This window comes from Myxococcus sp. AB025B (assembly GCF_006518215.1).
GTDB lineage: Bacteria > Myxococcota > Myxococcia > Myxococcales > Myxococcaceae > Myxococcus > Myxococcus fulvus.
In genome coordinates this window covers 1-26,662 of sequence record NZ_SRLW01000050.1, presented here as the reverse complement: position 1 = coordinate 26,662, position 26,662 = coordinate 1, and the positions used below count along the sequence as shown (strand labels likewise).

Genomic DNA, 26,662 nt, shown 5'->3' with positions numbered 1-26,662 from the left:
TCGAGGGACGGGCCCATCGCACACCAAGGGCTGCACAGGGGCCATGCCCGCGTCGCGACCTGGCCTACTCGACACGCCAGGGCTCTACCGTCCGCATCCGGGATTGCGTGTGCCGGAGGCGGGAATCGCCCAGGTCACACGGGCCACGAGATTACGCTCGAGCGCGAGGACCATCATCCGTGCCCCGAGGAATGCTCGATGTCCCATCACCGCTTCAGCCGAAGTGAGTTCCTCGCGTTGACCCGCCTGCTCGCGGGGAGCGCGCTGCTCGCCCCCGTCGTCTCACACGCCGCCGCCCCCGCGAAGCCCCAGGCCTCGAAGCCCGCGACCGCTCCGCCCACCCGCGCAGAGGTCGATGCGATCCGCCGTGCCTGTCGCGGCTCCGTCACCGGCACCATCGCTTCCGACCCCGCCGCGGAGCTCATCGCCATCGGTGAATGGATGCGCCGCCAGGGCGCCGGCAGCGACTTCTACGGACAGGGCGAGCTGGTCGAGTCTTTCGAGAAGAAGCTCGCGACGCTGCTCGGCTTCACGGCCGCCTGTTACATGCCCACCGGCACCATGGCCCAGCTCATCGCGCTCCGCATCTATGCGGATGCGCGCGGCAACCGGAACGTCGGCCTCCACCCGTCCTCGCACCACGTGCTGCACGAGGACAGCAGCCACATCGTCCTCCACCAGCTGCGCGACGTCATCCTCTCGCCCTGGACACGTCCGCTCCTCGCCCGCGACGTACAACACTCACCGGAAGCGCTCGGCACCGTCAGCGTCGAGCTGCCCGTGCGCTGGCTGGGCGGTCAGCTCCAGACCTGGGAGCAGCTCCAGGAACTGAAAAGCACCTGTCGCGAGAAGAACGTGAAGCTGCACATGGACGGCGCCCGCCTGTGGGAGTGCCAGCCCTTCTACGACCGCCCCCTCGCCGATATCTGCCGAGGCTTCGACTCCGTCTATGTCTCCCTCTACAAGCATATCGGCGCGCTGAGCGGAGCCATGCTCGTGGGCAGCGAGGACTTCATCCGCGAGGCCCGCCGGTGGCGCCACCGACACGGCGGCAACCTCTACCACCACTATCCCTCCGTCGCCTCGGCGGCGATGCGTCTCGATGGCGCCATCGCCGGCCTGCCCGCGCTGTTCCGCCGCACCAAATCCTTGAGCGAAGCCCTGGCCGCGGACCCACGGCTCACCGTGCAACCCAGTCCCATCCAGACGAACATGTTCCGCGTCTACGTCCGAGGCGACGCCCAGGCCTTCTCGCTCCGCTCCCTCGCCCAGGCGAAGCAGTCACGCATCTGGCTGGGAGGCTTCGCCCCCACGCGCGTCCCCGGAATCATCGACACCGAGCTCGAAGTCACCGAGGGCCTCAACGACCTCACCGACGCGGAGATCGTCAGCGCCTATCGCCGGCTGCTCGACGAGGCCACCTGAAGCGGCACGGCACACAGCCCCTCGTGTGCCCGCCTGCTTCCGGCACAGTCCCGCGCGCTTGCGGAGGTCGACGTCTGCGTTACCTCAAATGCATGACCGAAGCACACCCCGCATCTCGCGACTTCAAGATTCCCGAGGGTTGCCCCGTCTGCGCATCGGACCTGCCCGTGCGTGTCACGGCGTCAGGTCCCAGCGGCGTCTGCAAGCACTGCGGATGGATGGGCCGCCCCGTCATCACCGTCACGCACCGTGGCCTGCGCGTCAGCTACGAGGGCGCCGCGGCCTGACCTCACCCTGCCTGTGACGCGGGAGCCCCAGCCTCCCGGGGCTCGGGCTGCGTGGCTCGCGTCGCCGTCTCCAGCCGGTCCACGCGCCGCAGCTCGGGGAAGCCCCAGGCCCAGAGCACCACGATGGCCAGCGTCCCCACCGCGCCCGTCACCACGGCGGGAACCGCGCCCACGTGCTCCGCGAGCCAACCCGCGCGGAACTCCCCCAGCTCATTGGAGGCGCCGATGCACATCATGTTCACCGCGCCCACGCGCCCACGCATCTCGTCGGGCGTGGCCATCAGCTCCAGCGTGTGACGCACCACCACGCTCACCATGTCCGCCGCGCCGGCCACCGCCAGCGCGAGCAGCGACAACGGCAGCGAGCGACTCATCCCGAACACCAGCGTCGCTCCGCCGAAGATGGCCACCGCCACGAACATCTTCACGCCCGCCCGTCCCCCCAGCGGCCGCATCGCCAGCACCACCGCCACCAACGCCGCGCCCGCCGCCGGAGCACACCGCAAGAGCCCCAGCCCCCACGGCCCCATGTGCAGCACATCCCGCGCATAGATGGGCAACAGCGCCACCGCGCCACCCAGCAGCACCGCGAACAGGTCCAGCGTGATGCTGCCCAACAGCATCCGCTGCCGACGCACGAACCCCAGTCCCGCCACCAGCGTGGAGAACGACAGGGGCGCCGAGGAGGCCCGGCCCGTCCGCACCTTCAGCGAGAGGATCCACACCACCGTCAGCGCGCACAGCGTGGCCGAGCCCAGGTACGCGCCCGTCGGTCCCGCCCACCCATAGAGCACACCGCCCACCGCCGGACCCGCGATGGTGGCCACCTGCCACGTGGTGGAGTTCACCGCCACCGCGCGCGTCAGCTCCTCCTTCGGAACCAGGTGCGGCGTGAGCGCCGAGCCCGCCGGTGCGTAGAACGCGCGCGCCGTGCCGAACAGCACCAGCACGCCGTACACGAAGCGGACATCCCGGATGTGCCCCAGCGAGAACGACAGCAGCGCCAGGCTGCACAGCAGCATCACGCCCTGACAGATGGCGAGGATCTTCCGTCGGTCGAACCGGTCCGCGACCTGTCCCCCAATCAGGCAGAAGCACAGGAAGGGCACGAACTGCGAGAGCCCCGTGTACCCGAGCGCCAGCGCGCTCCCGGTCACCTCGTACACCTGCCAGCCGATGGCCACCGACTCGACCTGCATCGCGAGCACCGCGCAGAGCCGGGCGATCTGGTAGAGGCGGAAATCGCGATGACGGAAGACGGAGAGGGCAGGGGCGGCGGTCTCGGACATGCTGGTGCCCGCCTGTAACGCACGCCCCGCGCGCTTTCCAGTCTCAGTGCGAGCGCACGGGAGCGAGCCTCCGCAGCGCTCGCTCCCCTGACGACTCCACCCCACACGTCCTCAGGCGGACGTCTTCCGGAACCGCCGCGCCGCCACGGCCATCACCATGACGCCGAAGAGGGCGAGCAGGACCAGCTGCAGCCACAAGTCCGGCAGCCCCGCCTCTCGCAACAGGACCCCGCGCAGCACCTCCACGTAGTAGCGCACGGGGTTCAGGTACGTCACCCACGCGAGCCAGTCCGGCATCGCCCGGACGGGGCTCATCACCCCCGACAGCAGCACCGCCGGCAGCACGAAGAGGAAGCCTCCGACGAACGCCTGCTGCTGCGTGCGACTCACCGTGGCGATGAGCAGCCCCACGCCCAGCGTGGACAAGAGATAGAAGAGCGTGGCCACCGTGACGAGCGTCAGGCTGCCACGCAGCGGCACCCCGAAGACCCACACGCCCACGCACAGCGCCAGCCCCACGTCCACCAGACCGATGAGCAGGAACGGCGTCACCTTGCCGGCCATCAGGATGCCGGGGCGCAGCGGCGTCACCTGGAGCTGCTCCAGCGTCCCCGTCTCGCGCTCACGCGACAACCCCATGGCCATGATGACGGTGGTGACGATGAGCAGCAGCATCGCCGCGATGCCTGGCACCACGTACACGGACGTGGCCAGCTCCGGGTTGTAGAGCACGCGCGGCACCAGCTCCACGGGGGCGCGGGGAAGCAGGTCTCCCTGCCGCTGGGCCTGCGCCGAGGCGAGCCGGGTCGCGCGCAGCACCGCGAACTGTGCCACGGCGTTCCCCGCGACGGACGAGCGCGTCGGGTCCGAGCCATCCACCAGCGCCTGCACCCGCGCGTCCTGTCCCTTCAAGACATCCCTCTGGAAGTCCCGGGGGATGATGAGCGCGACCGAGGCCTCGCCTCGCTCCAGCGCCTCCTCGGCGGTGCGTTCGTCGGACAGCTCCGCCTTCAGGTCCAGCGTGTCCCCGGCGAGCAGGGAGCGCGTGTAGTCGCGGCTCTCCGCCGTCCTGTCCCGGTCCACCACCACCGTGGGGACATGGCGCACGTCGAAGTTCACCGCGAAGCCCAGCAGGAAGAGCTGCATCAGGGGCGCCAGCGTCAGCAGGGCCATGACGCGCTTGTCCCTGGCCGTCTGGCGCACCTCCTTCACCACCACGGCCCGGTACTGCACCATCAGCGGATGCATGTCCGTGTCCCTCCCTTCAATCCAGGCGCCGCTGGAAGCGGCGGGTCGCCAGCACCAGCATGAAGAGCGCGAACAGGGCCAGGGCCACCAACTGAGGCCACAGCACCGACATTCCATTGCCGCGCAGGAGCACCCCGCGCAGCGTCGCCACGAAGTACCGCGCCGGAATCAACGTGCTGATGAGCTTCAGCGGCACCGGCAGGTTCTCGATGGGGAAGATGAACCCCGACAGCAGCATCGACGGCAGCACCGACGTCATCGTCGCCACCTGCGTCGCCACCACCTGGTTGCGCGTCACCACCGAGATGAGCAGCCCCTGGCCCAGCATCCCCACCAGGAACAGGACCGAGCCCAGCCCCAGGACCACGAGGCTGCCGCGCACCGGCACGTCGAACACCCAGGCCCCCACCGTCAGCACCAGCAGGACCTGGAGCAGGCCGATGCCCAGGTAGGGCAGCAGCTTGCCGACGACGATCTCCAACCGTCCCACCGGCGTCGCGAAGAGCTGCTCCATGGAGCCGCGCTCCCACTCGCGCGCCACCGTCAGCGCGGTGATGAGCACCGCGACGATGGCCAGCAGGTACGCGGCCAGCCCCGGCACCAGGAACATCGCCGAGCGCGCGTCCGGGTTGAACAGCGTCCGCACGCGCGCCTCCAGCGGCGGCGCCGCGAGCAGCACCGTGCCCCCCATGGAGCGACCCGCCATCTGCACCAGCGCCTGCGCCTTCGCGAGCGCCTGGGTCGCCGTGTTCCCGTCCGAGCCGTCCACCAGCCACTGCACCTGCGCGCCGCCGCGCTTCACGTCCTCCGCGAACCCCTTGTTCAAGAGGAGCACGCCCGTCACGGCGCCACGGCGCAGCTCGCCCAGGGCGGCCTCGGGGGAGGTGCCCTCGTGCGTGACGACGAACTCGTTCGACGCGGTGACTTGGCGCACCAGCTCGCGTGACAGGTCCGTGCGGTCCTGGTCCACCACCGCCAGCTCCAGGTGGTCCACGTCGAAGCTGATGCCGAAGCCGAACAGCACCAGCATCAGCACCGGCATCGCCAGGGCCAGATACAGGGTGCGGATGTCCCGGCGGATGTGCAGCACCTCCTTCTCCGCCATCGCGAGGATGCGTCCCACCCGATGATTCGCGCGTGTCGCGGCCATGGTGTCAGTCATCCCCCCGCTGCGCGCGGGCCGTGAGCGCCAGGAACACGTCATCCAGCGTCGGCGCGGAGTCCTCGAGCTCCAGCGGGTCCACGCCCCGAGCCCGCAGCCACCCGGCCAGCGTCTCGGAGGGGAGCCGCGCCGGGTCCACCCGCACCGTGGCCCCCGAGCCGAAGCGGCTCACGTCCAGCACCCCGTCCATGCCGCGCAGCGAGTCGAGCGCCGAGGACAGGTTCGGCCCGCGGACCTCCAACACCCGGCCCGGCGCATGCGTCGCCTTCAGGCCCGCCGGCGTGTCGAGCGCCACCAGCCTCCCATCCACCATGATGCCAATCCGGGCGCAGTTCTCCGCCTCGTCCATGTAGTGCGTGGTGACGAAGACGGTGGTTCCGCGGGACGCGAGGTCGCGAATCAGCTCCCAGAAGGAGCGCCGCTGCACCGGGTCCACCCCCGCGGTGGGCTCGTCGAGGAAGACGATGCGAGGACGGTGCAGCACCGCGCTCGCCAGCGCCACGCGCTGCTGCATGCCGCCGGGCAGGGCGCCCGTCACCTCGTCCTGGACCGCCTCCAGTTGCATGCGCTCCACCATCTCCCCGATGCGCGTGCGCAGCTCCTTCCCATGCGCACCGTACGCGGACGCGAAGAACTCCAGGTTCGCGCGCACGCTCAGGTCCAGGTAGAGCGAGAACTTCTGGGACATGTAGCCGATGCCCGCCTTCACGCGCTCGGGCTCGTGCTCCACGTCGAAGCCGGCGACGCGCGCGTCTCCGCCCGTGGGCCGCAAGAGGCCACACAGCATCCGGATGGTGGTGGACTTGCCCGCTCCGTTCGCGCCCAGGTAGCCGAAGATCTCTCCGACCCCCACATCGAAGCTCACGTCGTCCACGGCGGTGAAGGCGCCGAACCTGCGCGTCAGGTGACGCACCTCGATGGCCGGCGTCATGCGGCCCTCCCGCCGGTGTGCTTCTCGACCAGCGCCAGGAACACGGCCTCGAAGTTGGACGCCGCGGCGCCGTGTTCGCGCGCCAGGGCCCGAGGGTCTCCCTCCGCGATGAGGGTGCCCGAGTAGAGCAGGCCCACCCGATGACACCGGGCCGCCTCGTCCATGTACGGCGTGGACACCAGCAGCGTCATGCCTTCGTGGACCAGCGAGTAGAGCAGCTCCCACAGCTCGCGGCGGCTCACCGGGTCCACGCCGTTGGTGGGCTCATCCAGCAGCAGCACGCGCGGCCGGTGGAGCAGGGCGCACGCCAGCGCCAGCTTCTTGTACATGCCTCCGGACAGCGCATCCGCGCGCCGCTCCGTGAAGCGGCCCAGGCGGGTGATGTCGAGCAGTCGCTCGCGCCGCTCCGCGAAGTCCTCGCGCGACAGGCCGAACAGCCGCGCGAAGAAGCGCAGGTTCTCGTCGACGCTCAGGTCGCCATAGAGCGTGTTGCGCTGGGGCACCAGGCCCAGGGACTCACGCACCGCCGAGCGGGTGTCCGCCGGGTCCTCACCGAGCATCCTCACGCGCCCCGCGTCCGGCAGCAGCAGCCCCGACATCAAGCGGATGGCCGTCGTCTTCCCCGCGCCATCTGGCCCCACCAGTCCATAGACCTCGCCGGGCTGCACGGCCAGCGACACGCCTCGCAGCGCGAGGGCCTTCCCGAAGCTCCGGCGCACGTCCTCCAGCGACACGTCCACGTCGGGGCAGGGGCTCATGGCCGCTGCTCCGCCACCGCCGCGTCGTTCACCGGGCCCAGGGTGATCTCCACCGGCATGCCGGGCAGCAGCACGTCCGCGGGCGCCTCGATGTGCACCTCCACGGGATAGACGAGCCTGTCCCTGTCGCCGCGCGTCTGCACGTTGCGAGGCGTGAAGGCGGCCTCGCGCGCCACCGTCACCACGCGGGCATTGAAGATCCGGTCGGGATACGCATCCGCGCGCACCGTGGCGGACTGGCCCGGCCGCGCCGCCGCGAGCTCCGCGTTCGGCAGATAGAAGGTCGCCTTGGGACGATGCGTGTCGACCAGCCGCGCCACGACGGCGCCGGGCAGGGCGAGCTCCCCCACCTCGAGCGCCAGCGTCTCCACCGTCCCGCTCAGCGGCGCGCGCAGCTCGCACTCCGACACGGCGACCTGGGCCCGCCTCACCGTGGCCTCCGCGGCCTGGATGGCGCGCAGCGCGGACTCCGCCTGCTGCAGGCTCGCGCGCTCCTGTTCGGTGGCCGCGCGCGCCTGACGGGACGCGGCCGTGCTCGCATGGCGCGCCGCCGCGAGCTGCTGCTCCAACGACTGCGCCTGCGCGCGGGCCTGGTCCAGCGCGGCCTCCGTGGTCGCATCACCCATCTTCTGGAGCCGGTCCGCCTGCCGCTGGGCCAGGCCCTGCTGGTCCGCCAGCGAGGCGATCTGCGCCTGGCTTCCCTGCGCCTGCGCCGCCACCGCCTCGCTGCTGCGGCCCGCGGCCACCGCCGCCGCTCGCGCCGCGTCCGCCTGCGCCTGGGCCATGGCCAACCTCGCGCGGGCCTCCTCCAGCCCGGCCTCGGGCTCGGTGCAGTCGAGCGTGACGAGCACCGCGTCCTTCTCCACGCGAGCGCCTTCCTCCACCTGCCGCGACAGCACGCGGGCGTTGATGCGGGCGCGGAGGTCCACCGCCGTGCCCTCCACCACCCCCGAGCCTCCCGCTGGCCCCTCCGCGGCCCGTCGGTCCTTCAGGATGCGCACGCCCAGGAGCGTGGCGAGCGCCACCACCAGGACCACGAACAACACGACGGCACGTCGCATGGAGTCTCCCCTCGATGCCGCGGCCTCGCGCCGCGTGACGACCGCCCTCGATGGCAAACCGCATGCCAGGGTTTCCACACCAGGGCCGCCCGCCAGGTGTCGGAGTCCCGCGCGGCCACCCCGCCGGATATCCGGCACCCCCGCCGGAAGCCCGACACCCCACGACAGTCCAACATCCCTTCTTCATGCTTCTTCACGCCCGTGGACGCAGCGCCATGGCACCTTGCGCTCGCCGTGGCACCGCCATTGCTCTACGGCCGCGCGCCACGCTCCACGCGCAAGTCCCGAAGGCGAAGAGGCCCCATGCTGCTCGACATGTACCTGTTCTTCAGCCTGCCACTCCCACACCCACGCAGGCGCCTGCCGGCCCAGAAGCCCAAGCCCGCCGCGCCTCCCAAGAAGGCGGCGAGCAAGCCCAAGGCCTCGGCCCGTCGCACCTCCAAGCCCGCGCTGCGCGCCATCGACGGCGGCCGCTCCAGCCTCCGCTGAGCCCCAGCCACGGGCCCGGCAGGTCGAGTTGACAATCTGGGTCCATCTTGTCAAATCTGACAAGAATGGGCACGGACACGAAGACTCCCGCCAGGCCCGCGGCGGAGGACGCACGGAGGCACCGCTTGCTGGACGCGGCGCTCGGCGTCTTCCTGCGCTACGGCTTCCGCAAGACGTCCATGGACGAGGTGGCCCGGGCCGCCGACATCTCGCGCCAGGGGCTGTACCTCCACTTCGCGACGAAGGAGGAGCTGTTCCAGGCCACCTTGCGGCACGCGATGGAGGGCGCGCTCCAGCGGGCCCGCGAGGGCCTCTCGGACGGCTCCCTGTCCATCGAGGCCCGGCTGGTGCGCGGGTTCGACGCGTGGATGGGACACTTCGTGGGCAGCGTGGGCGCGGGGGCCTCGGACCTGACCGAGGCGGTGAACGGCACCGCCGCGCGCGAGGTCGTCGTCCAGCACGAGGCCCTGTTCGTGGAAGCGGTGACGAAGGTGGTGCGGGCCTCGGGGCTCGCGGCCGCCTACAAGCCGGCGGGACTGTCCGCCCGGCAGCTCGTGGACACGCTGAACGCCACGGCGCGAGGACTCAAACACAGCGGTGACACACGCGAGGCCTTCGTCGATGGGCTGACCCTCGCCGTGCGCGCGCTGTGCATGCCCTTGGGAGCGGCACGATGAAGACACGAGGAACGGCCCGACGCGTGCTGCGTCGCGGGGCGATGGGACTGGGCGCGGCGCTGGTGCTGGGCACGCTCTTCCTGGTCGTGGATGGCTACACGGCCTTCGGCAAGCGGGCGACGGGGGAGCGCAGGGCTCGCATGGAGCGCTCGCCCCAGTGGAAGGACGGGCGCTTCGTGAACCCACAGCCCCTGGTGAACCACTACGGGGAGATGTTCGGGGGACTGCTCGACGCCAGTCCCCATGCGAGCCCCGAGGCCCCGCTCGCCGTGGCGCCCATCGACCCGAAGCGCTTCCAGACGCCGCCCGCGTCGGGCCTGCGGGTGACGTGGATGGGGCACTCGTCGCAGCTGGTGGAGCTCGACGGCCTGCGCATCCTGACGGACCCGGTGTGGAGCGAGCGCGTGTCCCCCTTCACCTGGGCGGGCCCCAAGCGCTGGTTCCAGCCGCCCATCGCGATGAAGGACCTGCCGCCCATCGACGCCGTCGTCGTCTCCCACGACCACTATGACCACCTGGACCAGCCGACGATGGCGGCGCTGAAGGAGCAGACGAAGGCGGTCTTCATCGTCCCGCTCGGCGTGGGGGCGCACCTGGAGTACTGGGGCGTGCCGGTGGACCGCATCGTGGAGCTCGACTGGTGGGAGCGCACGAAGGTGGGAGACGTAGACATCGTCGCCACGCCCGCGCGCCACGCGTCCGGCCGGTACCTGTTCGACAACGACGCCAAGCTCTGGGCCAGCTACGCCTTCGTGGGCCCCACGCGCCGCGCCTGGTTCTCCGGCGACACGGGGCTGTTCCCGGCGATGAAGGACATCGGGGAGAAGCTGGGGCCCTTCGACGTGACGATGATTGAGACGGGGCAGTACCACCGGGCGTGGCCGGACTGGCACATCGGTCCGGAGCAGGCGGTGCTGGCACACCAGATGCTACGGGGGCAGGTGATGCTGCCCATCCACTGGGCCCTCTTCGGGCTCGCCTACCACGGTTGGACGGAGCCCGCCGAGCGGGTGCGCGCGGCGGCCACCAGCGCCTCCGTGACGTTGCTGCTGCCCCGGCCGGGGCAGAGCGTGGAGCCGGGCGCGGAGCCCGTCCGCGAGCAGTGGTGGCCCACGCTGACGTGGGAGACGGCGGCGCAGCATCCGGTGCTCTCGACGGGCATGGACGGCCCTGTCACCGTCACCTCTCCAGGCGGGCCCGCCGCTCGCTGACCGAAGGCGAAAATGGAACCGCGAAGTCGACGCAGCTTCCAGGCCATCCAGCTCAAGCACATCGCCCACATCTTCGGGCGCATGGTCCGCCTGAGGGCGTACGGCGGCGCGGTGCTGATGCTCGCCGTGTCCACCGCGGCGCTCGCGGATGGCGCGCCCTGGCGGCGCTACTGGTTGGTGGGGCAGGTGGTGGTGGCGCTGTCGTTCTTCTTCTACGAACTGCGCCGCTACGAGCGCGAGGGGCTCACCACCCGGAGCATCTCCGGCAACCTCGCGGTGGGCATCTTCCTGGAGCAGAGCCTGACGTGGGGCACGGGAGGGCTGGCCAGTCCGCTGCTGCCGCTGGTGTTGCCGCTCGCCTTCGTGGGCGCCGCCGTGCTGCCCCAGCGGCAGCGGTGGGCGTTGATGGCGGCGGAGCTGGTCCTGGTGTCGCTCCTGTCCGCGGCCCACCTGTTCGAGTGGACCCCGCCGCTGCACCTGTCGTTCCTGGGCGAGCCTCCCAAGGCGCTGTTGATCGCCATCGCCGTGGGGATGTTGTTCCTGGTCGTCGCGGCCAACATCGTGGGCGCCGCCATCCGCGGCACCTTCGAGGACATGCTCACCGAGTCCTTCCTCCAGCGTGACGAGCTCTTCGCCACGCACCGCACCCACGCGCGGACGCTGAAGGCGCTGTCGGGAGAGATTGCCCACGAGCTGAAGAACCCCCTGGCCACGGTGAAGGGGCTCACGCAGCTCATGCTCCGAGAGGACGGGCGCGCGCAGCCTCGCGAGCGACTGGAGGTGCTCGCGGGCGAGGTGACGCGGATGCAGGGCATCCTGGAGGAGTTCCTCAACTTCTCACGCCCGCTCGTCCCGCTCTCGGTCAACCAGGTGGACCTGGCGTCGCTGTGTGACGAGGCGCTCGTGCTCCACGAGGGCCTGGCCACCGAGCACCAGGTGCGGCTGTCGCGCGGTGGGGACGGGCCGGTGCTCGCGGTGTGTGACGCTCGCAAGGTGAAGCAGGTGGTGATGAACCTGCTCCACAATGCCATCGAGGCCAGCCCTCCGGGAGGCCAGGTGTCCATGGATGTCGAGTCTGGGAGCGCGGGTGACGTGCGCGTCACCGTCCGCGACTCGGGGACGGGGCTGTCGCCGGAGCTGGTCGACCGCGTCTTCGAGGCGGGGGTCACCACGAAGGCGCGGGGCTCGGGACTGGGGTTGACGGTGGCGCGCGCGCTGGCGCGGCAACACGGGGGCGACGTGACGCTGCGCAACGAGGACGCGGGGGGCTGTGTCGCGGAGCTGATGTTGCCTCGGGAGCTGCCCGCGGGCACGCTCGATGGCGTGCGGGAGCGGGAGGTGGCGCGTGCGGGCTGAAGCGAACGAGACGACTCGCGTGCTCGTGGTGGATGACGACGCGGGCGTGCGCTTCACGCTCAAGGAGATGCTCCGGAGCCTGCGGGGCGTGGAGGTGGAGCAGGCCGAGGACGGCGCTGCCGCGCTGGAGAAGCTCGCGGCGCGGCCCTTCGATCTGGTCATCACGGACCTGCGCATGCCCCGGATGGACGGCCTGGAGCTGGTGCGCCGCGTGAGCGCGACGCCGAGGGCTCCGCGCCTCATCGTCATCACCGCGCATGGCTCGGAGCGCTTCGCGGTGGAGGCGGTGAAGGCCGGCGCCTACGACTACTTCCGCAAGCCCTTCGACGTGGACGAGCTGCTCGCCGTCGTCACGCGCGCGCTCGAGTCCGTGCGCCTGCGGGACGAGAATGAGCGACTGACCGGAGAGCTCAACCTGTCGCGCTCGCTGGTCTTCTCCTCGGAGTCCATGGGGCGGCTGGCGCAGCTGGTCCAGCGCGCGGGCTCGCGAGACGTGACGGTGCTCATCACGGGCGAGAGCGGCACGGGCAAGGAGCGCGTGGCGGAGGCGCTGGTGCGCGCCTCGCCGCGCGCGAACCGCCCCTATCTGCGCTTCAACTGCGCGGCGCTCACCGAGGAGCTCGCGGAGGCGGAGCTGTTCGGACACTCGAAGGGCGCCTTCACCGGGGCCGTCAAGTCGCGCCAGGGGCTGTTCCGCGAGGCGGACGGCGGCACGCTGCTCCTGGACGAGGTCGGCGAGCTGGCACCGCCGCTCCAGGCCAAGCTGCTGCGAGTGCTCCAGGAGGGCGAGGTCCGCCCGGTGGGAGAGGATCGGCCCGTGAAGGTGGACGTGCGAATCCTGGCGGCGACGCACCGCGACCTCCGCAAGCGCGCGGCGGAGGGGCAGTTCCGCGAGGACCTCTACTACCGGCTCAACGTGGTGCAGCTCCGCGTGCCACCGCTGAGAGAGCGGCCCGAGGACATCCCCGTGCTGTCGCGCATGTTCCTGGACCGCTTCAGCGGCCGCTTCCACACGGGACGACTGGCGCTGCCGGAGGGGTTCTTCGAGAGGCTCTCCGCGCTGCCATGGCCCGGCAACGTGCGCGAGCTGGAGAACACGCTGGAGAGCCTGGTGGCGCTGTCCAGTGACGGCGAGCTGGACCTGGCCCTCCTGCCGACCCCCGTCACCACCGGTGCGCCCGCGACGATGGCGCAGTCCGAGGTGCCACCTCGCGGCGAGGAGGCTGGGGCGAGCCTGGGGCTCAAGGAGCGGGTGGAGGCCTACGAGCGCGGGCTCATCCTGGACGCGCTGCGCATCGAGGGCGGCAACCGCAGTGGCGCGGCGCGGCGTCTGGGCATTGGCCGGGCCACGCTCCACGACAAGCTGCGCAAATACGGACTGGACAGCGCCCCCGAGGAAGGCGGAGAGGGGAAGGGCTGAACCCGGGCGGCTCGGGAACAAACGTCGTTCCGGGGAGTTCGGGGCCGGCTTGCGTCCCCCACGATGTCGCGTCTCTTCCAGGAGCGTGCATGTCCCCCGTATCCCGTCGCCTCGTGGCAGTGTTGCTGTGCGTCCTCGGCAGTCCCGCGGTGGCCCAGCGCTCGAAACCGCCCGAGGGCCCGCCTCCGGAGCGCGCCGAGCGCATCCGCAAGGGCTACACCAAGTTCGAGTACCGCATCCCCATGCGGGACGGCGTGAAGCTCTTCACGTCCGTCTACGCGCCGGTGGATGCGTCGCCGGCGAAGAAGTACCCCATCCTGTTGGTCCGCACGCCCTACAGCGTCGCGCCCTATGGGCTGGACCGGTACCGCGGCGCCCTGGGGCCGGGTGAGGAGTTCGAGAAGGACGGCTACATCTTCGTCTTCCAGGACGTGCGCGGCCGGAACATGTCGGAGGGCGAGTTCGTCAACGTGCGGCCGCACAACCCGAACAAGCGCGGGCCCAAGGACATCGACGAGAGCACGGACACGTACGACACCATCGACTGGATGGTGAAGCGCCTGCCGAACAACAACGGCAAGGTGGGGCAGTGGGGCATCTCGTATCCGGGCTTCTACACGTCGGCGGGCGCCATCGACTCGCACCCGGCGCTCAAGGCCGTGTCGCCGCAGGCGCCCATCGCGGACTGGTTCTGGGACGACATGCACCGGCATGGCGCGTTCAACCTGACGCTGGCGTTCAACTTCTTCTCCAGCTTCGGCAAGCCGAGGCCCGCGCCGACGGACAACGAGGACTGGAACCGCTTCCCGTTCGGCACGCCGGATGGGTACCAGTTCTTCCTGGACCTGGGGCCGCTGAGCAACGCGGAGACGAAGCACATGAAGGGGGACGTCGCGTTCTGGAAGGACGTGGTCGCGCACCCCAACTACGACGCCTTCTGGCAGGCGCGGAACCTCTTGCCCCACCTGAAGAACATCAAGGCGGCGGTGCTGACGGTGGGCGGGTGGTACGACACGGAGGACCTGTACGGACCGCTGCGGACGTACGCGGCCATCGAGAAGCAGAACCCGGGGACGCAGAACACGCTGCTCATCGGACCGTGGCCGCACGGTGGCTGGGCGCGGGGCGAGGTCGACAGGCTGGCGGACACGGAGTTCGGCTTCAACACGGCGGAGGCGTTCCAGACGCTGGCGCAGGGGTTCTTCAAGTACCACCTCAAGGGCGGCGCGAAGCCCGAGGTGCCGGAGGCGATGGTGTTCGAGACGGGCGCCAACCGCTGGCGTCAGTTCGACGCGTGGCCGCCGAAGGGGCTGCGTGAGACGCGGCTGTTCTTCCAGCCCAAGGGTGGGTTGTCGATGAAGGCGCCCGCGGGGACGAACCCAGCGGAGTCCTTCGCCGAGTACATCAGCGACCCGGCGAAGCCCGTGCCGTACACGCAGGAGATCCTGACGCGCTGGAGCAGCAGCTTCATGGCGGAGGACCAGCGCTTCGCGTCGACGCGGCCGGACGTGCTGGTGTTCCAGACGGAGCCGCTGGAGCAGGACCTCACGGTGGCGGGGCCGCTGGAGGCGGAGCTGTGGGTCTCCACGACGGGCTCGGACGCGGACTGGGTGGTGAAGCTGGTGGACGTGAACCCGGGCACGATGCGCGGCTGGTCGCGCGCCGACGCGGAGAAGGGCATGGAGAACCGGGGCGCGCAGCAGACGCTGATTCGCGGCGAGCCGTTCCGCGGCCGCTTCCGCGACAGCTACAGCGAGCCCAAGCCCTTCAAACCGAACGAGGTGACGAAGGTGCGCTTCACGATGAACGACGTGTTCCACACGTTCCAGCGCGGGCACCGGGTGATGATCCAGGTCCAGTCGAGCTGGTTCCCGTTCATCGACCGGAACCCGCAGACCTACGTGCCCAACATCTTCGAGGCGAAGGAGTCGGACTTCACGCGCGCCTTCCATCGCGTGTACCACTCCTCCACGCACCCGAGCTCGCTCAAGGTGGGCGTGCTGCCATCGCTGGACGCGCAGGGCGGGTGAGGCCCTGCCTGACCGCTCGCTCCGTGGCGGAGGACTCGCCCTCGCTGGAGGCCTGAGGCGGGGGCGCGGCACGGTCGTCCGCTCTGTGGCGGACGACGCGCCGTCAACAGCCGCCCAGCGCGACGACGGTGGAAGGATGACACGGCATTCGGTTCGCCTTCGGCGCCCGCCGAGGAGGCACGGCGAGCGGCGCCGGACACCCAGGACCTCTCGATGCGCCCTGGCTCGTAGCCGCAGCCGCACTCGAGGTGGGCATGGCGCCACCCCTTGGTACACAGGGTGGCTGGCCCGAGGGTGCATGTGTCAGGCATCGCCCGCTCGACGAGGCGTGAGGGTTGACGGACGGGAGATCCCCTCCCGTTCCTGTTAGGTTCCGCCGCATCGCGGGACGACGGACGGGAGGGTGGGACAGTGACTGGCACCGAGGGGCCCGACAACGGGCTGGTGCGACTCGACGGGAGAGAGGGCGAGGGAGGAGGGCAGATCCTCCGCTCGGCGTTGTCGCTGTCGCTCATCACCGGCCGGCCGTTCCACATCACCCACCTGCGCTCGCGGAGGGACCCTCCCGGACTGCGTCCGCAGCATCTGGCGTGTGTGCGTGGCGCGGAGGTCCTGGGCGGCACGAGCGAGGGCGCCTCCGTGGGCGCCTCGGAGCTCTCCTTCACCCCAGGCTCCGTGCGCGCCGGGGACTACCTGGTCGAGGTGGGCACCGCCGGGAGCACACCGCTCCTGTTCCAGTGTCTCGTCTATCCGCTGGCCCTCGCGGGCGGCGGACGGCTGACGCTGCGCGGTGGGACGCACCTGCCGCACAGCCCCAGCTTCCACTACGTGGCCACGGTCTGGCAGCCGGTGGCCATGGCGTACGGGCTGCCGGTGCACCTCACCATGCCGCAGGCGGGCTTCTACCCCGAGGGCGCGGGGGAGCTGGTCGCGGAGGTGGGCGCGCCCAGGCAGCCGCCGCTGCTGGTGGAGCTGCCCGCGCGCGGGATGCTGCACGAGGTGCATGTCTCGTCCTTCGTGGGCGGCTTGCCCTTCAGCATCGCGGAGCGACAGTCGCGAGCCACGGTGGCGACGCTGCGCGAGCGAGGCATCGTCGCGGAGGCGGAGAACCGGCCGCTGCCCGTGACGCGTTCGACGGGCACGGTGACCTTCGTGCTCGCCCAGTTCGAGCACACCATCGCGGGCTTCACGGCGCTGGGAGAGAAGGGCCGTCCCGCGGAAGAGGTGGGGCGAGAAGCGGGCGAGGCCCTGGCGCACTTCATGGAGACCGGCGGCGCGCTGGACGAGTACCTCGCGGATCAGATCCTCCTGCCCGCGGCGCTGCTGGCCTCGGGCCGGTTGGGGAAGGCGGAGCCCGGGACCACGCGCTTCACGGCGGCGCGGGTGACGGACCACCTGACGACACACGCGCGCGTCGTGGAGCGCTTCCTGCCGGTGCGTGTCCAGGTGGACGCGAGCGGGGCCGTCGAGGTACGCCCCGCGGGATGAGTCCTCCAGACCCCGCAGTCATGGCGTTGCTGGCGCGCGTCTACGGCACGAACAACACCTTCTTCGACGACGACGGGAACTACTGCCACCGCATCCCCACCACCTTCACGATGGAGGACCACCAGCGCCTGAAGGCCGCGGGGCTGGTGCCCAACACCTTCGTGCAGTGGGAGCACGACGCGGTCATCCAGAAGCTGCGCAAGGCCGCCAAGGCCGTGGACCTGCAGCGGGCCGCGGACGCGTTCGTGGCCTCGATGACCTCCGCCGATGTCGCCTGGTTGGCGGTCCTGCCCGCAGCGGTCCTCGGGCGCGCGATGCCGACCCACAAGGAAGACCCCATGGGCGGTGGTCACTGCCGGGTCTGCTTCTTCGAGGAAGACTCCATCGACGCCACCTGCACCGCGTACCTGAATCACGTCCAGGGAGCGATGTGGGGCGTGGCGCAGCCGACGGAGGGCGTGCTCACCCTGACGCGGGCCCTGGACCAGAAGGCCGCCGAGTGGCCCAAGCCCACGCCGCGCGATGTCTGGGTGTTCCACCAGATTCTCGACCTGCTGCGCCGCCTTCCGCCCGCGTCGCGCTACAGCCATGCGCGCACCGCGCTCCACAAGGCGAAGCTACTGAGCGCCAGCAGCACCTATCGCTGCGAGACGGTGCTGGAGGCGCTCGCGTTCATCAGCATCCTCGAGACGCCCGAGCACCCGGGTCTGCTGACCCGCTTCACCCGGGCCGTGGAGCGCGACCAGCGCCCCACGATTCGGGTCGAGGTCCCGGCCCCGCTGGCGTGGTGGTCGGCCAAGGACGGCGTCCGGAAGGAGAACGTCGAGAAGCTGTTCGGCCACCTCGAGCGACCGAAGAAGGAACCCGTCGCCGCCCCGGCACCGCCGGCCACGAAGCGACGCAAGCCGGCCAGCGCGGCGACTCCCGCCGGCGCGAAACCGAAGTCCCTCCCTGGACCGCCGACGCCGGGCAGCGTGTATGCCATCCAGTTCCGAGAGGACCTCTGGGGCGCGGCCTATTGCCATCAGGTTCGCACCGATGAGCCCACCGGAACCCTGCGCGGCCGGATGGAGTTCCTCGACCTCTTGTCCCCCACACCCCCCACGGCGGAGCAGGTCGTGGGCCTCCAGTTCCGGGACCGCTTGAACGGCGAGCGCTGGCAGACCTGGTGCGCGAGCCTCGACAAGACGACCGGCATCAAGCGAATCGCGGTGGGCGTGCCCGCGCCAGCGCACCGCCAACCCATGCCGATGCGCATCCCCGTCGGTGGCGCCAAGGACCTGAAGCACCTCGCGGGTTGGAACTTCAAGGAGGTCTGAAGAACGGCGACTTCGCCGCGTAACCTTCGCGCTGTGTGCGGGTTCTCATGGGGCCATTTCAGGAGGAAGGTCCCATGAAGCGAAGCGGAACGACGCGGTTCATCTGGGCGTGTGCGCTGTGGTCCCTGGGCAGTGCCGGCTGTGGTCATCCCGACGCCGCGCTCGAAGCGAATGAAGGGACGACGCGCTCGGCCCTCACGGTGTACGAGCAGGCCGCGTTCGACACGGCCCACGAAGCGCTGGGCTGCAAGTCGCTCGGGAACTTCTACTGGGAGATCGGCACCGGGACAGGGCCGCTCTACGGCCTGTCGAAGGGGAGCGGCGTCACGGCGACGACGGTGATGCCCATCGCCTCCGCGAGCAAGTGGCTCTACGCGGGCGCCTACGTGGAGTCCAAGGGCTACGCGAACCTCACCGTGGACGAGAAGAAGCGCCTCAACTTCACCAGCGGCTACATCGACGAGAACACCACGCTGTGTGACGTGGCCGGGACGAACGTGTCCACGTGCTACGGAGCGTCGTTCAAGGGCGTCACCTACCGCCCGCTGCAGAATGGCCGCTACTTCTACAACGGCGGCCACATGCAGAAGCTGGCGCTGGATGACATGCCCCTGCGCAGGGGCACGGGCATCGCGAGCGTGATGGACTGGCTCAACCCCTTGCTGGGCACCACCTTCCCGGAGTCCGACAGCGACGTGGCCCCTGCGGGGGGCTTCTCCGGGAGCGCGGCGCAGTACCGCGTCTTCCTCTTGAAGCTGCTCAACAACCAGACCGCGCTGGCCACCCGGCTGACGGTGGACGCGGTGCCGGCCGGGCCCGGGGGCACGGGGGTGTCGTTCACGCCGTGGACCGCGGGTGAGGCGTACTACGGGCTGGGGCACTGGATTGAAGGGGAGCGCGTCGGCGGCACCTGGACGGTGACGGGGCACTCGTCCGCGGGAGCCTTCGGCTTCTACCCGTGGGTGAACGCTGCGCGGACGCGGTACATGGTCCTGGCGCGGCTGCGTCAGCTCGGGAGCGAAGAGGGCGAGAAGTCACGGGCCTGCGCGCAGAGCATCCGCACGGCCTACGAGACGGGGGTGGCGCAGCCGTAGGCCGCGCCGTCGGCTCCAGCTCCACGGAGAGCTGGAGCGCGAGGGTGCTTCAGGCCGCCTCGTCGTCGGCGCGGTTGGAGTTGTTCCCGAAGGTATTGATGTTGTCCATGTCCTTCGACGTGTTCCGGAAGGCCCGGATGGCGAAGGGGATGGCGACGAGGAACACGATGCCGGCGAGGCCCGCGGCCTTCCAGGGGAAGGGCTGGGTCTTCACCTGGATGTCCTTGCCGTAGTTGTTGAGGTTGTTGCCCATGGCGCGCTGCTTGGCGGCCTCGCGCTCCTCGGCGGTGAGCTCACGGGGGGCGTTGAATTCCTGGACCGGTTTGCGCGGCTGGGCCAGCGCGGCTCCGCCCGTCGCGAGCGCGAGGACGAGGAGGAGTCGGGCAAGGGAAGGGGTTCGCATGGTGGGGGAGGCTATCACGACCCAACGGGCCTGCTGAACAGGGCTTGCACCGGGAGAGCGTGTCCAGTACGCGCCTGGGTGCCCACATCGACCTCGGGACGCCATGCTGCGCCTGCCCTTCCTCGCCATCGCCAACCTGTTGCTGCTCCTGCGAACCCTGCTGGGTGCGCCCTTCCGGATGTTCGCGGCCGGGAGCCGTCCAGCCTACGTGCGCTTCCGCCTGACGGGGGATCCGCCGTACCGGGAGCAGCGCAAGCCCCGGTTCTCACTGGGGGGCGGCTCGAAGCCGGAGCCCTCGGACGTGACGTCCCTGGAGACGTTCGGGGAGGCGCTGCGGCTGTTGGCGCGGGACGCCAAGGTGAAGGGGGTGTTGCTGGAGGTGGAGGGGTTGGGGTTGCCCCAGGCGAAGCGGGACGCGCTGCTGGCGTTGCTGGCGGAGTTCCGGGCTGCGGGCAAGCGGGTGGTGACGTGGGCGGTGATGGTGGACACGGATTCGTATCCGGTGCTCTGCGCGGCGGACGAGGTGCTGCTCGCGCCCATGGGGCGGCTGGAGCTGGTGGGGTACGCGGCGGAGTCGACGGCGTTGGGGGAGGGGCTGTCGCGCATCGGCATCCGGCCGCAGTTCATCCGCCGGGGTGACTACAAGACGGCGCCGGAGCTGTTCACGCATCCGGAGGTCTCCGACATCCAGCGGCGCACGGTGGAGTCGTTCCTGGACGAGCGCTACGCCGCGCTGGTGGAGGCGGTGTCCGCGGCGCGGAAGAAGACGCCGGACGAGGTGAGGGCGCTCATCGACCAGGGACCGTACAGCGCGCAGCGAGCGCAGGCGGCGGGGCTGGTGGATGGGTTGGTGAGCGAGGTGGACCTGCCGCTGCACCTGGGGATGGTGGAGAAGAAGGACGGCGCGGCTCCGGAGGATGACGACACGGAGCTGGAGCCGATGGAGATGTACCTGGAGACGGTGCCGTTTCCGCCGGTGAAGTGGCGGCGGTGGAAGCGCAAGCCCCGGCTGGCGTTCGTGCCGGTGTCCGGGATGATCGTCCCGGGGAGCGGGAACGCGGGGGGCCGGTTCGCGACGTCGGACGCGGTGGTGAAGGGGTTGAGGGCGGCGGCGCGGGACAAGCGGTCCAAGGCCATCCTCCTGTATGTGAACAGCCCGGGTGGGGCGGCCATTGCCTCGGAGCAGATCCTCGAGGTGGTGCAGCGGGTGGCGAAGAAGAAGCCCGTGATCGCATACATGGACAGGGTTTGCGCCAGTGCGGGCTACATGGTGGCGCTGGGCGCGAAGGAGCTGTGGAGCGCGCCGCACGCGGTGGTGGGCTCCATTGGTGTGTTCGCGGGCAAGTTCGACACATCCGGGTTGATGCAGATGTTGGGCATCCACAAGACAGTGATCACGCGCGGGGCGAACGCGGGGTTGTTGTCGTTCTCGCGAAGCTTCACGGAAGGGGAGCGGGCCGCGCTCGAGGCGGACATCGAGGAGATGTACCAATCCTTCCTGGGGCACGTGGCGAAGGCGCGCGGGCGGACCAAGGAGGAGATCCACGCGCTGGCCGAGGGCCGCGTGTACTCGGGCCTGCGCGCCAAGGAGGCCGGGCTGGTGGACAAGCTCGGCGGGTTCGAGGAGGCGTGCCGGTACGCGCTGTCGCTCGCGAAGGTGGCGCCGGGTGACTTCGAACTGAAGTCCTACGGTGCGCCCGCGCCGCGGATGTCATTGCTGAAGCTCCTGATGGGCGCAGCGCACCCGGCCACGTATGCCCTGTGCCCGGTGTCGTGGGACCTGAGCGGCGATGCGAAGGAGACGCTCGTGTCGTTGGCGGACGAGCCCGAGGTCGACTCGTGGCTGCGCCGGTTCGCGCACAAGCTCCGTGGTACGGTCCGCGCCCCATGAAGCGCACCGTCCTCACAGGGCTCCTCGTGCTGGCCCCCGCCTGCGCCACGCCGTCGCGGGAGCCCGTCTCCGTCGCGGAGGCCTACGCGCGAGCCCTCGACGAGGGACGGCTCCAGGACGCCTACGCCCTCACCACCAACGGCCCCGACGGGGAGACGGCCTTCCTGGAGCGCTACTCCGACGAAGCCGCCCGCCGCGAGCGCGCCGCCGCCGTCCGCTCCAGCGCCAAGGTCCTCGAAGCCCGAGCTCCCGCGCTCACCCTCGCGCGCTCCGGCCCCGACTGGCGCGTCGTCGAGGCCCGCCCGGCCGATGTCCCTCGCGCCGCGCTCCGCCGCTTCCTCGACGCCTCCGAAGCCAAGGACTGGAAGACCGCCTACGGCCTCCTCGCCGCTCCCTTGCGCGCCCGCTACACCCCCGAGCGCCTCAAGGAGGACTTCGAGCGCGAGCCTCTCGCCAAGGAGCGCCTGCGCCGGGCCCGGCTCGCCCTCAACACCCACGTGCGAGTCGGCGCTGGAGAGGCCACCTTCCCCCTGGGCGACGAGCGCGCCGTCCGCCTGGTCCTCGAGGACGGCGAGTACCGCGTCTCCGCTCTCGAGTAGGGCCCGCCTGCCCGTTCCCACAGTGTCCCTGATGGACACCTTCAGCCCGTCGACACCCTCCGGCCCTCCAGTCCGCCGCCAGGGTGCGTCCTGGGCCACACCGCGTTAAACGACGTTGTACAGCTCCTCCCGGACTGGCATGTTCCGCGCCCCTGGGGGTGCTCCCAAGCGCCCGTTTTCCAAAAGGTTTCAGGTGTCCCGATGAGCGTTACCGAGGCCGACGTCCTCGCGGCCATGTCGAAGGTGATCGATCCCGAGCTGCACGTGGATCTGGTGAAGGCCGGAATGGTGAAGGACGTCCGCGTCACCGGCGACACCGTCAAACTCAAGATCGAGCTCACCACGCCCGCCTGCCCCATGAAGGGGAAGATCCAGGCCGACTCCGAGGCCGCCCTCAAGGCCGTCCCCGGCCTGAAGTCCTTCAACATCGAGTGGGGCGCACAGGTCCGCTCCGCCGGCGGCGGTGTCCCCGCGGGCGCGCTGCTCCCCAAGGTGAAGAACATCATCCTCGTCGGAGCGGGGAAGGGCGGCGTCGGCAAGAGCACCGTCGCCGTCAACCTGGCCACCGCCCTGGCCCAGCACGGCGCCAAGGTCGGCCTGCTCGACGCCGACTTCTACGGCCCCTCCGTCCCCCTGATGACCGGCCTGGGCGACAAGAAGCCCGTCAGCCCCGACGGCAAGTCGCTGGATCCGCTCATCGCGCACGGCCTCAAGGTCATGTCCATCGGCTTCCTCGTCGAGGCCGACCAGGCGCTCATCTGGCGCGGCCCCATGCTCCACGGCGCGCTGATGCAGTTGGTGCGTGACGTGAACTGGGGCGAGCTCGACTACCTCGTCCTGGACCTGCCCCCGGGCACCGGTGACGTGGCCCTGTCGCTGTCGCAGTCCATCCGCGCCGCGGGGGCGGTGCTCGTCACCACGCCGCAGGACGTCGCCCTGGCCGACGTGGTCCGCGCCAAGCAGATGTTCGACAAGGTCCACATCCCCGTGCTGGGCATCGTGGAGAACATGTCCCAGTTCGTCTGCCCGAACTGCTCGCACGTCACCCCCATCTTCAACCACGGCGGTGGTCGCAAGGCCGCGGAGATGTTCGGCATCCCGTTCCTCGGGGAAGTTCCGCTGGACTTGAAGGTGCGTGTGTCGGGAGACTCGGGCGTACCGGTGGTGGTGGGCGCCAAGGACAGCCCGGAGGCCAAGGCCTTCCTGGAGGTCGCTCGCAACATCGCGGGCCGAGTGTCCGCGCAGAGCGCCAAGAGCATCCCGCTGCCGGTGGTGCAGGCACGCTGACCCACCCAGGAGACGCTTCATGCCCCCGGCCGGCAACGACGAGTATCCCGACGACCCGCTCATCGACGAGGACCGTTCCGGCCGGGAAGGGCGCGCCTCGGGGCCCGCGGGTTTCGTCCCGGAGTTCGTCCGCCGCATGGCCGTCGCCGGCCTGGGCGCCCTCTTCATGACCGAAGAGGGCATCCGCAACCTCGCCGGCCAGCTCAAGCTCCCGAAAGAAGCCCTCGGCTTCATCCTCTCCCAGGCGGAGAAGACCAAGGATGAAGTCACGGGCGCGATCACCGAGGAGCTCCGCCGCTTCCTCCAGTCCGAGAAGCTGCGCGACGAGTTCCTCAAGCTGGTCTCCGGCATGACGCTGGAGATCAAGGCGCAGGTCCGGCTCGTCCCGCCGGACAAGGCCGAGAAGCTCGGTGAGGATGAGCCCGAGCCTCCCGCCGCCGAGCCGCGCCCCAAGGAGAAGAAGCACGCCGCGGCCCCCACCGCGCGCGTGGTCATCTCCGAGCTCAATGCCCGCCGCCCCGGCTCCCGGCGCTCGAAGAAGGAGTAGTGGTGGCGGACACGCCTCCCCCTGAAACACCCGCCGCGCCCGCGCGGAAGGGCTTCCGTTCCTCGCCGCTCGCCAAGCGGCTGCCGCTGCTCGTGGCCGTCGGGCTGGGCCTGTGGTTCTGGCAGGTGACCGGCATCCCCGAGCGCGAGCTGGTCATCCATCCCTCGGGTGACGGCTGGCGACAGGCGCGCGCCCTGGACCTCCAGGTGAGCGGCGCGGACGGCGAGCTCATCAAGCGCGAGGAGCGCTTCTTCGGCGACACCGGCGCGCCCCCGGAGCTCACCTTCAAGGTGGACCTGCCGGAGGGTGACTTCCGCGCGGTGTTCTTCGTGAAGCTCGCGGGCCGCGAGGAGCGCCAGCGCGTGGAGGAGCGCCTGTCGGTGGGGGAGGAGCGCTACATCGTCCGCCAGGTGGAGTTGCCCGCCGCGACTCGTTGACCGCCCCGGGGGCGTGGGCTAAGGCCGCTCGACGTCATTCACATTCCGACCGAGGGGTTCGAGAGCACCATGGCAACGGAGCACATCGTCGTCGTCGGCGCCGGGCAGATGGGCGCGGGCATCGCGCAGGTGGCATTGCAGGCGGGTCTGCGCGTCACGCTGGCGGACGTGTCCAAGGAAGGTCTCGCCAAGGGCGAGGACCGCATCCGCGCGGGCCTGAAGAAGCTGGTGGAGAAGGGCAAGCTCGACGCCGCGAAGCAGCAGGCCGCCGAGGCCAACCTCGCCACCCTCACGAATGTCACCGAGGCGAAGGATGTCGACTTCGCCATCGAGGCGGTGACGGAGAACGAGGACCTCAAGCGCCGCATCTTCCAGGACCTGGACGCCGTCGTCCGGCCGGGCGGCATCCTCGCCACCAACACCTCCTCCATCCCCATCACCCGCATCGCCGCGTCCACGAAGCGCCCCGAGTCCGTCATCGGCATGCACTTCATGAACCCGGTGCCGGTGATGCAGCTGGTGGAGCTCATCCGCGGCGCCGCGACGTCCGACGAGACCTACGCCACCACGCGCGCCTTGTCCGAGCGCATGGGCAAGACGACGGTCGTCTCCAAGGACTTCCCGGGCTTCATCGTCAACCGCATCCTCATCCCGATGCTGAACGAGGCCTGCTACGCGCTGATGGAGGGCCTGGGCTCCGCGGAGGACATCGACACCGCGATGAAGCTGGGCACCAACCAGCCCATGGGCCCGCTGCAGCTGGCCGACTTCATCGGCCTGGACACGGTGCTCTACATCGCCGAGGTGCTGCACAAGGGCCTGGGTGACTCGAAGTACCGCCCGTGCCCGCTGCTGCGTCAGTACGTGGACGCCGGCTGGTACGGCAAGAAGAGCGGCCGCGGCTTCTACAAGTACTGAGCTTCCTGCGAGAGGACACCGGACATGACCTACGAGAACCTCCGACTGGAGCACGACGGCGCGGTCGCCACGCTGACCATCGACCGTCCCAAGGCGCTCAACGCCCTCAACAACAAGACGCTGCAGGAGTTCGAGGCGGCGGTGCGCTCGCTCGGCGCCGAGACGCGCGTGCTCATCGTCACCGGCGGAGGCGAGAAGGCCTTCGTCGCGGGCGCGGACATCGCGGAAATGGCGGCGCTGAACGAGTCCCAGGCGCAGGAGTTCGCCGCCCTGGGACACCGCGCGCTCGCGCTGCTCGAGTCCCTGACCATCCCCACCATCGCCGCGGTGAACGGCTTCGCGCTGGGCGGCGGCTGTGAGCTGGCCCTGGCGTGTGACTTCATCTACGCGTCCGAGAAGGCGCAGCTCGGCCTGCCGGAAGTGGGCCTGGGGGTCATCCCGGGCTTCGGCGGCACGCAGCGGCTCACCCGCGTGGTGGGCCGGGCCCGCGCGAAGGAGCTCATCTTCACGGGCGCGCGCATCGACGCGGCCAAGGCGAAGGAGCTCGGCCTGGTGCTGGAGGTGCTGCCGGCCGACGGGCTGCTCGCGCACTGCCGCGCCGTCGCGGCGAAGATGCTCAAGAACAGCCCCCTGGCCATCGGCAAGGCCAAGCGGGTCATCGAGCAGGGCGCGGACAAGGACCTCACGGAGGCCAACACGCTCGAGCGCCAGGGCTTCGCGGAGCTGTTCGGCTCCGAGGACCAGCGCGAGGGCATGAAGGCGTTTCTCGAGAAGCGCCCCGCGAGCTTCACGGGCAAGTGACTCACGCGCGCGCGGTCAGGAGTCTCCTCACGGTCCTCCTGGCCGCGTCGCCGGCCCGCGCCGAGCTTGTCCCGACGAGCGTCCTGGAGGGGGGCTTGCGCCCTTCGAGCCACGCGCTCGCCGACGTGTCGGTTCGCCTGTCCGCCAGCGCGGGCGAGCCACCGGAGTCCGTTTCCGAAGCCCCGCCCGACGACGAGCACGGCCGCGCCTCGCCGCTCGTCTCGTGGAAGCGCTCGCTGTGCATCTACACCGGGTGCTTCCTGGAGCCGTTGATTCCCGATGTCCGCTATCAGTGGGCCTCGGGCGCTCCGGACCACTGGGTGTTGTCCTGGCCCATCCATCCGTGGGCGCTCGGGGCGTGGGACCTCCCCGGCCCCACGCTGCTCGTCTCGCCCTTCCTCGAGCCCCAGGTCCGCCTGGCCCCGGCGAGGTGGCGGCTGCTCGCGGGGGCGCGCGTGTCGATGTTCCCGGACCGGGCGCGCCTCGGGGTGCTCGCCGAGGGAGCGGGCCTGTGGGGTCAGGACGGCTCGGGGG

At 70.4% G+C, this 26,662-nt stretch carries 26 protein-coding genes; 19 read left to right on the top strand and 7 right to left on the bottom strand.

Features of this window, described 5'->3' with window-relative positions; all coding sequences use genetic code 11:
- The first annotated feature begins 198 nt into the window (after nucleotides 1–198).
- Together FL311_RS10965 and FL311_RS10960 are read left to right on the top strand one after the other, a co-directional pair.
- On the top strand, nucleotides 199–1,425 hold the full coding sequence (locus FL311_RS10965) for a low specificity L-threonine aldolase (RefSeq protein ID WP_141324958.1): 1,227 nt from the start codon (nucleotides 199–201) through the stop codon (nucleotides 1,423–1,425).
- A 92-nt stretch (nucleotides 1,426–1,517) separates the two neighbouring features.
- The gene (locus FL311_RS10960; RefSeq protein ID WP_046713785.1) at nucleotides 1,518–1,712 is read left to right on the top strand and encodes a hypothetical protein; all 195 of its coding nucleotides are present in this window, start codon (nucleotides 1,518–1,520) and stop codon (nucleotides 1,710–1,712) included.
- Nucleotides 1,713–1,714: 2 nt separating this feature from the next.
- Here FL311_RS10960 and FL311_RS10955 read toward each other — a convergent pair whose 3' ends face one another.
- The 6 genes from FL311_RS10955 to FL311_RS45915 all read right to left on the bottom strand — a co-directional run bounded on the left by FL311_RS10955 (nucleotide 1,715) and on the right by FL311_RS45915 (nucleotide 8,161).
- The gene (locus FL311_RS10955) at nucleotides 1,715–3,001 is read right to left on the bottom strand and encodes an MFS transporter (protein ID WP_141324956.1); all 1,287 of its coding nucleotides are present in this window, start codon (nucleotides 2,999–3,001) and stop codon (nucleotides 1,715–1,717) included.
- 111 nt (nucleotides 3,002–3,112) lie between these two features.
- Nucleotides 3,113–4,249 carry an ABC transporter permease gene (locus tag FL311_RS10950; protein ID WP_141324955.1) on the bottom strand — a complete coding sequence of 379 codons (1,137 nt, stop codon included), beginning with the start codon at nucleotides 4,247–4,249 and terminating at the stop codon, nucleotides 3,113–3,115.
- Nucleotides 4,250–4,265: 16 nt separating this feature from the next.
- Nucleotides 4,266–5,399: an ABC transporter permease gene (locus FL311_RS10945; RefSeq protein WP_141324953.1), complete on the bottom strand. Its 1,134-nt coding sequence runs from the start codon at nucleotides 5,397–5,399 to the stop codon at nucleotides 4,266–4,268.
- A 4-nt stretch (nucleotides 5,400–5,403) separates the two neighbouring features.
- Entirely contained in the window at nucleotides 5,404–6,342 is a 939-nt protein-coding gene (locus FL311_RS10940; protein WP_141324951.1) for an ABC transporter ATP-binding protein, read from the bottom strand.
- Nucleotides 6,339–7,100, bottom strand: a complete 762-nt coding sequence (locus FL311_RS10935) for an ABC transporter ATP-binding protein (RefSeq protein WP_141324949.1) — start codon at nucleotides 7,098–7,100, stop codon at nucleotides 6,339–6,341. Before FL311_RS10935 ends, FL311_RS10940 begins: the two co-directional genes overlap by 4 nt.
- Nucleotides 7,097–8,161 (bottom strand): HlyD family secretion protein, encoded by a 1,065-nt coding sequence (locus FL311_RS45915; protein WP_141324947.1) that lies wholly within the window; start codon nucleotides 8,159–8,161, stop codon nucleotides 7,097–7,099. The genes FL311_RS10935 and FL311_RS45915 overlap by 4 nt, the downstream gene beginning before the upstream one ends.
- A gap of 303 nt (nucleotides 8,162–8,464) precedes the next feature.
- Here FL311_RS45915 and FL311_RS10925 point away from each other — a divergent pair, with 303 nt between their 5' ends.
- From FL311_RS10925 to FL311_RS10885, 9 genes are all read left to right on the top strand, one after another.
- Complete coding sequence (locus FL311_RS10925; protein ID WP_141324945.1) at nucleotides 8,465–8,650, top strand: hypothetical protein; 186 nt, start codon at nucleotides 8,465–8,467, stop codon at nucleotides 8,648–8,650.
- Between the two features lie 125 nt (nucleotides 8,651–8,775).
- Nucleotides 8,776–9,327 (top strand): TetR/AcrR family transcriptional regulator, encoded by a 552-nt coding sequence (locus tag FL311_RS10920; RefSeq protein WP_194869157.1) that lies wholly within the window; start codon nucleotides 8,776–8,778, stop codon nucleotides 9,325–9,327.
- The gene (locus FL311_RS10915; protein ID WP_141324942.1) at nucleotides 9,324–10,538 is read left to right on the top strand and encodes an MBL fold metallo-hydrolase; all 1,215 of its coding nucleotides are present in this window, start codon (nucleotides 9,324–9,326) and stop codon (nucleotides 10,536–10,538) included. Before FL311_RS10920 ends, FL311_RS10915 begins: the two co-directional genes overlap by 4 nt.
- Before the next feature lie 12 nt (nucleotides 10,539–10,550).
- Nucleotides 10,551–11,894, top strand: coding sequence for a HAMP domain-containing sensor histidine kinase (locus FL311_RS10910; protein ID WP_141324940.1), 1,344 nt, complete (start codon nucleotides 10,551–10,553; stop codon nucleotides 11,892–11,894).
- A complete protein-coding gene (locus FL311_RS10905; protein ID WP_228556808.1) occupies nucleotides 11,884–13,314 on the top strand; it encodes a sigma-54 dependent transcriptional regulator in 1,431 nt (476 codons plus the stop codon). The genes FL311_RS10910 and FL311_RS10905 overlap by 11 nt, the downstream gene beginning before the upstream one ends.
- Before the next feature lie 89 nt (nucleotides 13,315–13,403).
- Nucleotides 13,404–15,344 (top strand): CocE/NonD family hydrolase, encoded by a 1,941-nt coding sequence (locus tag FL311_RS10900; protein ID WP_141324936.1) that lies wholly within the window; start codon nucleotides 13,404–13,406, stop codon nucleotides 15,342–15,344.
- 411 nt (nucleotides 15,345–15,755) lie between these two features.
- Nucleotides 15,756–16,832 (top strand): RNA 3'-terminal phosphate cyclase, encoded by a 1,077-nt coding sequence (rtcA, locus tag FL311_RS10895; RefSeq protein ID WP_141324934.1) that lies wholly within the window; start codon nucleotides 15,756–15,758, stop codon nucleotides 16,830–16,832.
- A gap of 20 nt (nucleotides 16,833–16,852) precedes the next feature.
- Nucleotides 16,853–18,151 (top strand): hypothetical protein, encoded by a 1,299-nt coding sequence (locus FL311_RS10890; RefSeq protein ID WP_228556807.1) that lies wholly within the window; start codon nucleotides 16,853–16,855, stop codon nucleotides 18,149–18,151.
- Nucleotides 18,152–18,225: 74 nt separating this feature from the next.
- Nucleotides 18,226–19,245, top strand: coding sequence for a hypothetical protein (locus FL311_RS10885; protein ID WP_141324932.1), 1,020 nt, complete (start codon nucleotides 18,226–18,228; stop codon nucleotides 19,243–19,245).
- Between the two features lie 49 nt (nucleotides 19,246–19,294).
- Here FL311_RS10885 and FL311_RS10880 read toward each other — a convergent pair whose 3' ends face one another.
- A complete protein-coding gene (locus FL311_RS10880; RefSeq protein WP_141324930.1) occupies nucleotides 19,295–19,648 on the bottom strand; it encodes a hypothetical protein in 354 nt (117 codons plus the stop codon).
- Between the two features lie 103 nt (nucleotides 19,649–19,751).
- Between FL311_RS10880 and sppA the strand changes: the two genes are divergently transcribed.
- The 8 genes from sppA to FL311_RS10840 form a co-directional block, all read left to right on the top strand.
- The gene (gene sppA, locus FL311_RS10875; protein WP_141324928.1) at nucleotides 19,752–21,539 is read left to right on the top strand and encodes a signal peptide peptidase SppA; all 1,788 of its coding nucleotides are present in this window, start codon (nucleotides 19,752–19,754) and stop codon (nucleotides 21,537–21,539) included.
- Nucleotides 21,536–22,138, top strand: coding sequence for a hypothetical protein (locus tag FL311_RS10870; RefSeq protein ID WP_141324926.1), 603 nt, complete (start codon nucleotides 21,536–21,538; stop codon nucleotides 22,136–22,138). The genes sppA and FL311_RS10870 overlap by 4 nt, the downstream gene beginning before the upstream one ends.
- 201 nt (nucleotides 22,139–22,339) lie before the next feature.
- Nucleotides 22,340–23,425, top strand: coding sequence for an Mrp/NBP35 family ATP-binding protein (locus FL311_RS10865; protein ID WP_141324925.1), 1,086 nt, complete (start codon nucleotides 22,340–22,342; stop codon nucleotides 23,423–23,425).
- A 19-nt stretch (nucleotides 23,426–23,444) separates the two neighbouring features.
- Nucleotides 23,445–23,972, top strand: a complete 528-nt coding sequence (locus FL311_RS10860) for a hypothetical protein (RefSeq protein WP_141324923.1) — start codon at nucleotides 23,445–23,447, stop codon at nucleotides 23,970–23,972.
- A 2-nt stretch (nucleotides 23,973–23,974) separates the two neighbouring features.
- Nucleotides 23,975–24,409: a hypothetical protein gene (locus tag FL311_RS10855; protein ID WP_141324921.1), complete on the top strand. Its 435-nt coding sequence runs from the start codon at nucleotides 23,975–23,977 to the stop codon at nucleotides 24,407–24,409.
- Nucleotides 24,410–24,478: 69 nt separating this feature from the next.
- Nucleotides 24,479–25,327, top strand: a complete 849-nt coding sequence (locus FL311_RS10850; RefSeq protein WP_141324919.1) for a 3-hydroxyacyl-CoA dehydrogenase family protein — start codon at nucleotides 24,479–24,481, stop codon at nucleotides 25,325–25,327.
- Between the two features lie 24 nt (nucleotides 25,328–25,351).
- Nucleotides 25,352–26,128, top strand: a complete 777-nt coding sequence (locus FL311_RS10845) for an enoyl-CoA hydratase/isomerase family protein (protein ID WP_141324917.1) — start codon at nucleotides 25,352–25,354, stop codon at nucleotides 26,126–26,128.
- Between the two features lie 95 nt (nucleotides 26,129–26,223).
- Nucleotides 26,224–26,662 (top strand): hypothetical protein (locus FL311_RS10840; protein WP_228556806.1); only part of this gene is annotated, 439 nt, incomplete at its 3' end.

Excerpts from the sequence above, each read along its gene's own strand:
- FL311_RS10965 (WP_141324958.1), top strand. The coding sequence starts at position 199 with ATGTCCCATCACCGCTTCAGCCGAAGTGAGTTCCTCGCGTTGACCCGC.
- FL311_RS10960 (WP_046713785.1), top strand. The coding sequence starts at position 1,518 with ATGACCGAAGCACACCCCGCATCTCGCGACTTCAAGATTCCCGAGGGT.
- FL311_RS10955 (WP_141324956.1), bottom strand. The coding sequence starts at position 3,001 with ATGTCCGAGACCGCCGCCCCTGCCCTCTCCGTCTTCCGTCATCGCGAT.
- FL311_RS10950 (WP_141324955.1), bottom strand. The coding sequence starts at position 4,249 with ATGCATCCGCTGATGGTGCAGTACCGGGCCGTGGTGGTGAAGGAGGTG.
- FL311_RS10945 (WP_141324953.1), bottom strand. The coding sequence starts at position 5,399 with ATGGCCGCGACACGCGCGAATCATCGGGTGGGACGCATCCTCGCGATG.
- FL311_RS10940 (WP_141324951.1), bottom strand. The coding sequence starts at position 6,342 with ATGACGCCGGCCATCGAGGTGCGTCACCTGACGCGCAGGTTCGGCGCC.
- FL311_RS10935 (WP_141324949.1), bottom strand. The coding sequence starts at position 7,100 with ATGAGCCCCTGCCCCGACGTGGACGTGTCGCTGGAGGACGTGCGCCGG.
- FL311_RS45915 (WP_141324947.1), bottom strand. The coding sequence starts at position 8,161 with ATGCGACGTGCCGTCGTGTTGTTCGTGGTCCTGGTGGTGGCGCTCGCC.
- FL311_RS10925 (WP_141324945.1), top strand. The coding sequence starts at position 8,465 with ATGCTGCTCGACATGTACCTGTTCTTCAGCCTGCCACTCCCACACCCA.
- FL311_RS10915 (WP_141324942.1), top strand. The coding sequence starts at position 9,324 with ATGAAGACACGAGGAACGGCCCGACGCGTGCTGCGTCGCGGGGCGATG.
- FL311_RS10910 (WP_141324940.1), top strand. The coding sequence starts at position 10,551 with ATGGAACCGCGAAGTCGACGCAGCTTCCAGGCCATCCAGCTCAAGCAC.
- FL311_RS10900 (WP_141324936.1), top strand. The coding sequence starts at position 13,404 with ATGTCCCCCGTATCCCGTCGCCTCGTGGCAGTGTTGCTGTGCGTCCTC.
- FL311_RS10890 (WP_228556807.1), top strand. The coding sequence starts at position 16,853 with ATGGCGTTGCTGGCGCGCGTCTACGGCACGAACAACACCTTCTTCGAC.
- FL311_RS10885 (WP_141324932.1), top strand. The coding sequence starts at position 18,226 with ATGAAGCGAAGCGGAACGACGCGGTTCATCTGGGCGTGTGCGCTGTGG.
- FL311_RS10880 (WP_141324930.1), bottom strand. The coding sequence starts at position 19,648 with ATGCGAACCCCTTCCCTTGCCCGACTCCTCCTCGTCCTCGCGCTCGCG.
- sppA (WP_141324928.1), top strand. The coding sequence starts at position 19,752 with ATGCTGCGCCTGCCCTTCCTCGCCATCGCCAACCTGTTGCTGCTCCTG.
- FL311_RS10870 (WP_141324926.1), top strand. The coding sequence starts at position 21,536 with ATGAAGCGCACCGTCCTCACAGGGCTCCTCGTGCTGGCCCCCGCCTGC.
- FL311_RS10865 (WP_141324925.1), top strand. The coding sequence starts at position 22,340 with ATGAGCGTTACCGAGGCCGACGTCCTCGCGGCCATGTCGAAGGTGATC.
- FL311_RS10860 (WP_141324923.1), top strand. The coding sequence starts at position 23,445 with ATGCCCCCGGCCGGCAACGACGAGTATCCCGACGACCCGCTCATCGAC.
- FL311_RS10850 (WP_141324919.1), top strand. The coding sequence starts at position 24,479 with ATGGCAACGGAGCACATCGTCGTCGTCGGCGCCGGGCAGATGGGCGCG.
- FL311_RS10845 (WP_141324917.1), top strand. The coding sequence starts at position 25,352 with ATGACCTACGAGAACCTCCGACTGGAGCACGACGGCGCGGTCGCCACG.